This is a genomic window from Candidatus Dependentiae bacterium (assembly GCA_026389065.1).
Taxonomy (GTDB): domain Bacteria; phylum Babelota; class Babeliae; order Babelales; family Chromulinivoraceae; genus JACPFN01.
On the sequence record JAPLIP010000055.1, the window covers coordinates 1 to 10000 of the forward strand.

A 10000-nucleotide genomic window follows, 5' to 3' on the forward strand; every position below is an offset into this window, starting at 1 on the left:
AATTTAAATGAATGGTGCCGAGAGCCGGACTCGAACCGGCACAGGCCGAAGCCCGAAGGATTTTAAGTCCTTTGCGTCTACCATTTCGCCACCTCGGCACATAGTTTTTTGGAGGCGACACCCGGAATCGAACCGGGGGTGAAGGTTTTGCAGACCCGTGCCTTACCACTTGGCTATGTCGCCCATGAACTTTATTTCAAATTTTAAATCATTTTTGCAGCAACCATTTGAGATTTCAGATCTTCTATCGATACAACCAAGGTATCTAAATGATCATCTTCATCAAATGGCTCATTTTCTTCTTTCAGATAATCCATCTTCGATGGACCTGTACAAGGATATCCTTTTTGATACCAATCTACAATCCCACCAGGGAAGAAGGCTGCATGCTCAAAACCAGCTTCTTTCATTAAGTTTGCCGCAAATGGAGCAGCTGTACAAGCATAGTTTGAACAATACAGAACATAGGAATCTTTTTTATCTAAAATCTTCATTTCATCTTCAATTGCTTCAAAAGGAATATTAATTGATCCCGTTATATGACAATCTTCAAAATTAGACTTATCAAGAACATTGATAACAATTAATTTTGGTTCAGATGTTTTATTTGATGATTTTGAACTCCAACACCCTGAAAAAAAGAAAGAGACAAAAATTGTCAAAGAAAAAAGAATCACTCTTGAATTCTTAATATTTATTATATCACACTTTTTAATATTCATACAACCTCTTAATCGCTACTTTTTAAAATTTAATGAAGAACTTGAAAAAACCTTGACCAACGAACACGTTTCCAGAACTCAACAGGATGTTTGATTAAATCAACTATCCACCAAGATTCATCGCTATCGAGTGACCAAATTCTAAGTAAAATCCTACCATGAAAGATTGCTTTTTTAGTATTCCATGGTCCCCAATCACGCGAATCAGAGCTTCCTTGGCGATTATCGCCCATCATCCAATACTCATTATCACTAAGGTGCACATCATAAATATCTTTCAGCTCATGATTGCCTTTGTGGGCTGGAGTGTCTGGATAAAAAATATTTTCACTTCCATAATATAATTTTGCACGAGCTATTTCTGCGTGGGTCAATTGATAGAATGGCTGATCATTTAAAGATTTAGATGGATCATAACTACGTAAATTTACTTCTCCATTTTTGAATCGAGCAATAATTGGGTACTTGTTTAAATAAGGCTCATCCAGTTTTTCACCATTAAGATATACAACTGGTTTTCCATCTTCTATTTTCCCTTGAATATGATCACCAGGAACAGCTATAACGCGTTTGGTATAATTAACCACATCCCAAGAAACATACTGTTGATAGAAATTTATGAATTTATTATTTGAAAATTTATGGCATGGATTATTAAAAGAAACAATTTCTCCACGCTTTGGATTAGAAAAATAAGGAGTCGCTTTATCAGCAAAGAAACGCTCACCAACAAGCATTGTTGTTTCCATAGAACATGTAGGAACTTGATAAAGACCAAAAACAAATGTTTTGATTAAAAACACTGCTGGAACAATAACTATTAAAGACTCAACTAAATCAACCAAATATGGTTTGTTAGGCCTTTTATACCAACGAATTAATCGAAATAAAACATTTTCTTTCATACTAATTTCCTTACGAAGTTAAAAACTTATATTTTTAAATAAGATTACTGTTTTTCAAAAATTTTGTCATGACAAAATTGCAAAAACACCTGCTGATGCTAGATCAAATAATATCGACACATTTTTTGAATCAATCCATCTTTATATTTTTGACTTAACTCTTTTAGAAAATCTTTATCTTGTTTTATACCGGCATGGACAATGGAAATAAGTCTATCATTGTAATCATTGCTTACTATTTCTTCTTGTGGCGTTACATATTCTTCGCAAATAACTTCTGGAAAAGAAGATGCATAGTATGCAACGCCTTTAAAATCTTGTGGAACTTTTTTATAAAACTTTTTATATGGATGATTAAAATTTCCAATTTCTACCCATTTAAAAAAACCATTTTGATGAAATGAATGTTTAAATAATTTATATGAACATTTATTTGCATATTTATCATAAGGAGGTGGAAGCGACATTTTCACTAACTGAATTCTGGCAAAAACTTGCTGCGGAAATGCTCCAGAAATACTTAATTCAATCAATGTTTTCATAATTGAAATATGATACAAAGCAATGACCAACTCAGGATAATCTTGCAAAAAATCTTGATAAGTAAGCGACTCTATCATTTTCTTATGCTCATTATATCCATGATAAATCCTTGCAATTTCAACCAAGATCAAAAACCAGCTGAGTGAGCTCTTAGCAATAAGCATTTTTTCTTGTGTAGAAAAACAAGAAGTAGAAATAATTTTTTCTTTTTTAGAATGTGGCTTAGCTATCATGACAATTAATGCAAGATCCACAATCGATCTTCCATAGGTTTGCAAAGAGTTAAAAACTTCTTGCTCCCGTTTAATTTTTTCTGCCTGCATAGCTTTTTTTAAAGCACGCAATTCTTCTGATTTTTTTTGAAGTTTCAAAACTTCATCAATGTTTTTTGCCTCTTGTTGATCAGCAAAAACACAATAATTGATACTAACAAGCAAGATAATAGCTTTAAATGAAATCCCCATAAAACCCCTTAATTTGAATTCACCACCTGAAAATCAAACTAAGGTTTTAATAGGTCAAAAAGCAATATTTATGTAAATAAAAATATTAATGGATTGACACGATGGCCATCTTGATAAATTTCGAAATGAAGATGTGATGCATCCCTACCAGACTTTCTTACGAGTCCTGTATCTCCAACAGAACCCACTCGATCACCTTCCATAACAACTTGTCCTTGGCAAACAGATATTCGATTAAGATGTGCATAGCGAGTTTTATAGCGATTATTATGCTGAATTATCACACAGTTGCCGTAACCAGAAGCAGACTGAGCAAATATAACTTTTCCTGCCGCGGCAGCCTTAACCGGAGTTCCTTTCATTGCAGCCATGTCAATTCCTTGATGAAATTCAATATGCCCATTTGGTCTTTTGCGTGGTCCAAAAAGAGAACTTAACCAAAAACTTGATAATTCAAGAGGCCAACAAAATACAAAATCCCTTTGGGGAGCATATCGAGTGGATTTTGTAAGTGATTTATAAAAATTTCTTTTCGGAACTCGCTTACGTTTTACAACTGGTGCTCGTGAAATCTTTTTAAGACGAGGCTTAATATTAGATTTTATAGAATTAAGACGATCTTCTTCTTCCTGGCTAATAATTTGAAACTCTGGTGGAAGTTCTTCTGGCTGCTCATCAACTCGAAAATCTATCGTTACAAAATCGTCGGATGATAAATTATTTATTTTTTTTTTTTCAGACTCTAAGACTTGCTCTTCTTCGCCATCTTGGACCATGGAGGCATTTAAGCTTCGTTTTAACATGTCAACATGTTGATAGTAAGCCTCTTTAACCTGGGATAACTCCTGAGCTTCTCGTTTGAAATATCGATATTGTGAAAACAACATAAAAGCAATGCCGATGGTAACAGAAAGCACTGCAAAATATATAGCAATAACAATTGTTTTTTGATTTTTCATATTTTTATACTATTTCCACAGAGCCTGACTTAACCCATCCAAGCTGCCCGTTATAAGATAACTTATGCATATTTTGATCTAGTGATTTTTGGTCTTTTGGCAAACAGTTGCTAACAATGTGAACAGTTGCGCCAAGAGGCAGCTGAAATAATTGATGAAATGATGTTTCTGGGCCAGCATAGGCAACAACTTTTTCATGTATCACAATTGCAGTTCTTTCTTTAAATACTTGTTCTTTTCCAAACCATAAAATAGAGCAACCAATAATACCAAGCATTAAAAACCATGCAACTTTATAATTACATGAAACAACAATATATAAAAAAGACATGCTCCAGCAGCGATAGAAGAAAGATAAAAACAAAATCAACATTAAAAACAATAAAAATTGTATTAACATTTTAGGCATTAAAATTAGAATCTTTTTTAATACATCATGCCAAATAGATGGAACAGGTAAGCGCAGCTCAATTAATGCTTTTTCTTCTGATCTAAAAATATCTCCTAGTTGTTTCCAACTTGCGCCATATTCTGATCGTTTCCAACAAATTAAAGCCTGAGCATAATTTTTTTCATTAAAAAAACAGTTTCCAATGTTTTGCCAAACAACAGAAGATTTTTCGTTAATTTTTAAGTAACTTTCACGAGCCATGGCAAAATTACCATGTAGAAAATGATTGTTTCCATTAACAAAAAATTCTTGATTTTTTAACAGCTTGATTGAATCATTTGCCATTAAATAAATTCGTGAACAAAAAACAGAAATTATTGTACAAATAAAGATTAATTTTAAAAATATTTTTTTCATATTTTTCACACTATTTTCTACAAAAAAACAATACGGTACAACGTATCAAAAGTTTGCCTTAATGTCGACAATACAATCATGTTTTTAAAAAATTGACAACCTTTGCTTTTAAGGTAATCTTTCTTTTCGAAAACGAATTAATGTTCTTGTTAATATCAACGATATGAAGAGATTGTAAATGAACGCAAAAAAATATTTTTTCATGCTCAGCGCTATCTGCACTTTAGCATTCACATCATGCACAAAAGATAACGCAAAAACACAAAACAAAGGCTCATTTATGAATATAACACAAAGTGCAACTTTAGATTTATCAAAATTTACATCAGCACCAGGATCTTCAATTAAATATTCAATTTTAAAAGAAGGCAATGGCGTAAAGCCATTAAAGTTCCAAAAAGTAACGGTTCATTATACTGGTTGGCTCTTAGATGGCACAAATGGCATCGGCAAAAAATTTGATAGTAGTGTTGATCGTGGTCAGCATTTTCAATTTACTCTTGGCATTGGCCAAGTTATTTCTGGATGGGATTTAAGCTTAGCAGCTATGACTATTGGAGAAAAAAGAGTGGTAATTTTACCAGCATCTCTTGGTTATGGCGCAAATGGTGCAGGCTCAGCAATTCCTGGAAATGCATCACTTATTTTTGAAATAGAACTATTTGACGCAAAGTAAATTTGCACAAAAAGTTAGTTCACATTAAACTTTGAAAAAGTTAGTAGTAATGAAGCAAACAGTTAAAAGCTGCTCATTAAAAACTGTTCAGTCTAAAACTGTTTTTTGAAATTTTATATTTTTTTAGTCGATTTAAGCGGTTTTCGTTTTCCACGAACCACTTTTTCCAAATTAAAAACATTGTAAAATCTAAACTGTGGATCATGAGCACGATATACAATTTTAGAATTTTTGCAGTCACAATCAGAAATATCTAAAGCTTTGCCATTCAAATAAAATTGATTAATTGTTCGCTCATCAGCCTGATTTAATGCAGATGGCAAATGTATCATAAAAGATCTCATTAAATCAATATGGCCAAGCCCTCGATTGTTAATCTCAATTTCGATCTGATGACAATTTGGTTTTGTAGTTTCAAAAAATCTTTCAGGAAAATACCGTTGATTTTCATATGTATAAAAATCAACAAGCTGAATCAAATCACGCGTTGATGAAATCACATAGCTCTTGCTAATGCATGGATGCTCGATAAATTTTGATGTAGTTTTTTGTACAGGAACAGCTACAAGCACCAACTCTAAATCAATTTCTTGATCTACAAAAAATGGTAACTGGTTTACCATATTCAGTGCTACATTTCCACCATGAGAAAAAGTTAACAGCCTAATTGAAGGATAAAAACCATATTCTTTTTTATACTTTTTTAACAAGGCGCAAACATCATCATATAGCTGTTTTCCTGCAACATCTCTAGCTTTGTCTTTTAACTTTCCAGACCAACCAAATGTATAAAAATGATCTGAGCAAAAACGATTTGGGTCAAGTTCCTCCAGTAACTCAATATCTTTTCGAAGCAAGGCATTGTCACACATTTTAGAAATATGATGAAGACCCTGATCTCCAAAACTAACATCACTACAAAACTTACTAAGAAATTTTAAGCCCAAAGCAGTCGTTGTTCCATGGACATAAATCGTTACAGAAATTGGACTTGCGCAGCAAGAAAATACAATCTGTTTAAAAAACGACAATAAAATAAATATAAATACTTTTTGTTTGTTTGATAAAATCATATGACAACCTTACATATTTTTAAGACAGGTATTTTAATCAATCTTGAATGTTTCTATTATGCTTTTTACAAATAATCTTTGTCAAAATTTTGCGAAAACTATAATAAAAACTGTCATTTTTTACAGCTCTTAAATTTGGCAAATTACCTTTAATAACGTGAATACAAGATGATTATAGAATACCATAAAGAATTACCCATTAAAAATGCTGCCTTTACTTTTTATAGCTACTCATGCCAGGATGGCATGCAAAAGTAATTTCTGTAAGCCCACCAAACTCGGCCTTTGTTATCCCATATTTTTTTTCATATAATAGGCTGTTTGGTCCATACATAGCAGTCTTTATATCGAGTCCTAAAATACTAACTATATGCTCAACAGAGTGCTTGTTTGGCCCCTCAATCTCTATAAACGGCTCTATCCCTGGTAATTCATCAAACATCACCAAGCAATCTTGCAGGCTCCAAATTTCTCGATAATTTTCCATATACAGCGATTTTTTATATCCCAAACACTCAAAGATCTCAGCAGTTTTCTCAAAATCTGACACTCTTATTTCAAGCTCTTTAACAGATTCAATAGAGTCTTTTGCGCTTGGATCAAATGATTTTAAGGTCAATGCTACATATTCAAGTTCATCTCGAACGCGAATCCATTGATTCAAGTTCTCTTTATCTTGGAAAATAAAGCGCCTCATTAAACCACGACTTCTTAAAGGATTTCCACCCAAATCTTTCATTTTTGTTTTTATTTTATCAAAATTCACAAAAAACTTAGCTTCAAACTCTACTTGCATCATATATTTTACCATTTTTAGATTATAAACGTTTTAACAACTTCAACATTGCACATCGTTTCTAAGCAACGATTCAATCTCTAAGAACTACTATCCAAGTAAAAAATCTCTTTTGTTTTATTTTTATCAGACATCAAAAAAAACTTTTCGTATCTTTTACGGACTAAAACAGCATACCTTAACGATTATTAATGAAAAATAATTATTAAAACTCTTGTTTTTCACTACTTTGTTATGCCAAACTGAAAACATAAGCCTTGCAGTGTGCTAGGCAACATTTCAAAATGGAGGGTTTTATGAAATACTCAAAAAAGGTTCTTTTTACATTACTATCGATTCTATCGATACAAACTCAAACAAAACCAAAAATTTGGATGAATCAAGAAATTGAAAAATTAGAAAGTGATCGATATCCACTCGATGAAACCAAAGAAATCACGCTCACTATGCCCAGCTGCGAAGAAAACATATGGGTTTATGTAGAATATGGTAACACATCACAACGATTAATCTTTTCAAAAGAAAACTCAAAACAAAATCTCGAACTAATCAAACCAAACGATGCACATGCACAATTTCCCAACCAAAATCCACAATTTAGAGTTTCTTTTGTTCCTGAAACAGACGCGCAAACTTATTTGAACTTTTTAAAAAACAGAGAAACAACAAAAGAAACAGAGGATGGTGTAATTTTAGTTTCACAAATAAAAACAGATGAGCACAACCAAGCAGCAAGATATAGAGAATATACTGACAAGCTAAAAGAGTTCAACAATGTAAGAAAACAAATCTTAAGACTAGATTTTAATAACCTAAAAGATGGTCAAATGGTTACTATTCCTGCCTACCAAAGCGATGAACAAATCAAACAAGCTGAGATAAAAAAATCTCAAATGAATGCTCACCACATAGAAAGTGATATGCATAGCATTAAAATGAATCAATCTGAGCAAAATATTCATGGAATTAACTTAAAAATGATCCATCCAGAAGAAAAACATACCGATACAGGAATACACCTAATCAAGCCAGAAGATCATGCTGCAGAAAAAGTTGATCAGGGAACTCAACCAACTGATTTGACAGAAGAAGCCCATTCAATGAATAAAGAAGCTTAGAATAAAGAAGCTGAACCTTTTGATATCTTTTTAAAAACGTGATGAAGTTCAAAATGCAAAACAGCTCTTAAATTTCAAAAACTTCAAATTAAATAATTCAAATTAAACAAAAAAATTCCCCGGAACATAATTCCGGGGAATTTTAAAACTGGCACAACTTACTTTCCCAGGCCGTTACCAACCAAGTATCATCAGCGCTTTAGACTTTACTTCCGTATTCGAGATGGGAACGGGTGTTTCCCTAAAGCTATATGCACCAGAAATTTTTCAAATATTTTTTCTTGTAATCCATTTACAGTAAATGCACGAATGCATTCCTGTGAAAATGTTTGTAATTTACTGTCAAATACCGTTCATAACCTAAGTTACAAACAACTACCCTGCAATTATCTCACTACTTTTTAAAAATAAAACAGTGATTAAAACGTTCGACTTATTAGTACTGGTTAGCTTAATACATTACTGTACTTACACATCCAGCCTATCAACCTCGTAGTCTACAAGGAGTCTTAATGTGAGTCTCTCAACCCACGGGGTATCTAATCTTGAGACGAGTTTCCCACTTAGATGCTTTCAGCGGTTATCTCTTATAAACTTGGCTACCCAGCGTTGCTCTTGGGGAACAACTGGAACACCAGAGGTTTACCCATCCCGGTCCTCTCGTACTAAGGACAGCCTCTCTCAAATACCCTGCGCCTACGGCGGATAAGGACCGACCTGTCTTACGACGGTCTGAACCCAGATCACGTACCGCTTTAATTGGCGAACAGCCAAACCCTTGGGACCTTCTTCAGCCCCAGGATGCGATGATCCGACATCGAGGTGCCAAACCTCCTCGTCGATGTGAACTCTTAGAGGAGATCAGCCTGTTATCCCCGGCGTACCTTTTATCCATTTAGCAATGGCCTTTCCATACAGAACCACTGGATCACTAAATCCTGCTTTCGCACCTGCTCGACCTGTATGTCTTACAGTCAAGCTCCCTTCTGCTTTTACACTCTACAAGCGATTTCTATTCGCTATGAGGGAACCTTTGAATGCCTCCGTTACTCTTTGGGAGGCGACCACCCCAGTCAAACTACCCACCAGACAATGTCCTCTGTCCGGATTACGGATATTCAGAGTTAGATTTCTAAACAAATAAGGGCGGTATTTCAAGGACAGCTCCGCTACAACTTGCGTCGTAACATCATAGCTTCCCGCCTATCCTACACAGACTTATCCAAAAATCAATGTCAAGCTATAGTAAAGGTGCACGGGGTCTTTCCGTCCAGCCGCAGGTAATCGGCATTTTCACCGATACTACAAATTCACTGAGTCTATCATCAAGACAGCGCCCAAGTCGTTACGCCATTCATGCGCGTCGGAACTTACCCGACAAGGTATTTCGCTACCTTAGGACCGTTATAGTTACGGCCGCCGTTTACTGGGGCTTCAAGTCAGAGCTTCTCCTTACGAATAACCCCTCCTATTAACCTTCCAGCACTGGGCAGGCGTCAGCCTCTATACTTCCTCTTTCGAGTTTGCAGAGACCTGTGTTTTTGTTAAACAGTCGCTTGGGCCTCTTTGTTGAAACCTACAGACGCTTTCACGCCGTAGGCACTCCTTATCCCGAAGTTACGGAGCTATTTTGCCGAGTTCCTTAATGATAGTTATCTCAACGCCTTAGTATTCTCTACTCGTCTACCTGTGTCAGTTTACGGTACGGTCGCTCAAAAGCTCGCTAGAGGTTTTTCTAGTCAGCGTGGAATCAACTAAACACACTTCTCCACTAGGGATCAGAATGCCCATAACGCTTCAGTTTATAACGACTCTACGGATTTGCCATTAGAGTCTACCTTTGCGCTTAGCTTGACGAACCATATGTCAAGTTAGCCTATCCTCCTGCGTCACCCCTTCACTCAAACGCTTTTAAGCGGTACAGGAATATTCAACC

At 34.8% G+C, this 10000-nt stretch carries 9 protein-coding genes, 2 tRNA genes and 2 rRNA genes (1 of these 13 cut by a window edge); 2 read left to right on the top strand and 11 right to left on the bottom strand.

What is annotated here, in order from left to right; genetic code table 11:
• Positions 1-12: 12 nt before the first annotated feature.
• The 7 genes from NTU89_03970 to NTU89_04000 all read right to left on the bottom strand — a co-directional run bounded on the left by NTU89_03970 (position 13) and on the right by NTU89_04000 (position 4401).
• Positions 13-98, bottom strand: a tRNA-Leu gene (locus NTU89_03970).
• 11 nt (positions 99-109) lie between these two features.
• A tRNA-Cys gene (locus NTU89_03975) sits at positions 110-183 on the bottom strand.
• Positions 184-203: 20 nt separating this feature from the next.
• Positions 204-722, bottom strand: coding sequence for a rhodanese-like domain-containing protein (locus NTU89_03980; GenBank protein MCX5923694.1), 519 nt, complete (start codon positions 720-722; stop codon positions 204-206).
• Positions 723-751: 29 nt separating this feature from the next.
• Entirely contained in the window at positions 752-1627 is an 876-nt protein-coding gene (gene lepB / locus NTU89_03985; GenBank protein MCX5923695.1) for a signal peptidase I, read from the bottom strand.
• Between the two features lie 98 nt (positions 1628-1725).
• The gene (locus NTU89_03990; GenBank protein MCX5923696.1) at positions 1726-2634 is read right to left on the bottom strand and encodes a hypothetical protein; all 909 of its coding nucleotides are present in this window, start codon (positions 2632-2634) and stop codon (positions 1726-1728) included.
• Between the two features lie 68 nt (positions 2635-2702).
• On the bottom strand, positions 2703-3593 hold the full coding sequence (locus NTU89_03995; GenBank protein ID MCX5923697.1) for a M23 family metallopeptidase: 891 nt from the start codon (positions 3591-3593) through the stop codon (positions 2703-2705).
• Positions 3594-3597: 4 nt separating this feature from the next.
• A complete protein-coding gene (locus tag NTU89_04000; protein ID MCX5923698.1) occupies positions 3598-4401 on the bottom strand; it encodes a hypothetical protein in 804 nt (267 codons plus the stop codon).
• Positions 4402-4579: 178 nt separating this feature from the next.
• Between NTU89_04000 and NTU89_04005 the strand changes: the two genes are divergently transcribed.
• Positions 4580-5077: an FKBP-type peptidyl-prolyl cis-trans isomerase gene (locus NTU89_04005; GenBank protein ID MCX5923699.1), complete on the top strand. Its 498-nt coding sequence runs from the start codon at positions 4580-4582 to the stop codon at positions 5075-5077.
• Between the two features lie 113 nt (positions 5078-5190).
• Here NTU89_04005 and NTU89_04010 read toward each other — a convergent pair whose 3' ends face one another.
• The gene (locus NTU89_04010) at positions 5191-6150 is read right to left on the bottom strand and encodes a hypothetical protein (GenBank protein MCX5923700.1); all 960 of its coding nucleotides are present in this window, start codon (positions 6148-6150) and stop codon (positions 5191-5193) included.
• A gap of 214 nt (positions 6151-6364) precedes the next feature.
• Positions 6365-6949 (bottom strand): CYTH domain-containing protein, encoded by a 585-nt coding sequence (locus NTU89_04015; GenBank protein ID MCX5923701.1) that lies wholly within the window; start codon positions 6947-6949, stop codon positions 6365-6367.
• Positions 6950-7242: 293 nt separating this feature from the next.
• On the opposite strand from NTU89_04015, the gene NTU89_04020 reads away from it, so the two are divergent.
• Positions 7243-8064 (top strand): hypothetical protein, encoded by an 822-nt coding sequence (locus NTU89_04020; GenBank protein ID MCX5923702.1) that lies wholly within the window; start codon positions 7243-7245, stop codon positions 8062-8064.
• Between the two features lie 146 nt (positions 8065-8210).
• On the opposite strand, the gene rrf is transcribed toward NTU89_04020, so the two are convergent.
• Together rrf and NTU89_04030 are read right to left on the bottom strand one after the other, a co-directional pair.
• Positions 8211-8325, bottom strand: a 5S ribosomal RNA gene (rrf, locus tag NTU89_04025).
• Between the two features lie 154 nt (positions 8326-8479).
• A 23S ribosomal RNA gene (locus tag NTU89_04030) occupies positions 8480-10000 on the bottom strand; it runs 1481 nt beyond the window's last position.

Bases quoted from the DNA above. Each gene is read 5' to 3' on its own strand.
- NTU89_03980 (MCX5923694.1), bottom strand. From the start codon at position 722: ATGAATATTAAAAAGTGTGATATAATAAATATTAAGAATTCAAGAGTG.
- lepB (MCX5923695.1), bottom strand. From the start codon at position 1,627: ATGAAAGAAAATGTTTTATTTCGATTAATTCGTTGGTATAAAAGGCCT.
- NTU89_03990 (MCX5923696.1), bottom strand. From the start codon at position 2,634: ATGGGGATTTCATTTAAAGCTATTATCTTGCTTGTTAGTATCAATTAT.
- NTU89_03995 (MCX5923697.1), bottom strand. From the start codon at position 3,593: ATGAAAAATCAAAAAACAATTGTTATTGCTATATATTTTGCAGTGCTT.
- NTU89_04000 (MCX5923698.1), bottom strand. From the start codon at position 4,401: ATGAAAAAAATATTTTTAAAATTAATCTTTATTTGTACAATAATTTCT.
- NTU89_04005 (MCX5923699.1), top strand. From the start codon at position 4,580: ATGAACGCAAAAAAATATTTTTTCATGCTCAGCGCTATCTGCACTTTA.
- NTU89_04010 (MCX5923700.1), bottom strand. From the start codon at position 6,150: ATGATTTTATCAAACAAACAAAAAGTATTTATATTTATTTTATTGTCG.
- NTU89_04015 (MCX5923701.1), bottom strand. From the start codon at position 6,949: ATGATGCAAGTAGAGTTTGAAGCTAAGTTTTTTGTGAATTTTGATAAA.
- NTU89_04020 (MCX5923702.1), top strand. From the start codon at position 7,243: ATGAAATACTCAAAAAAGGTTCTTTTTACATTACTATCGATTCTATCG.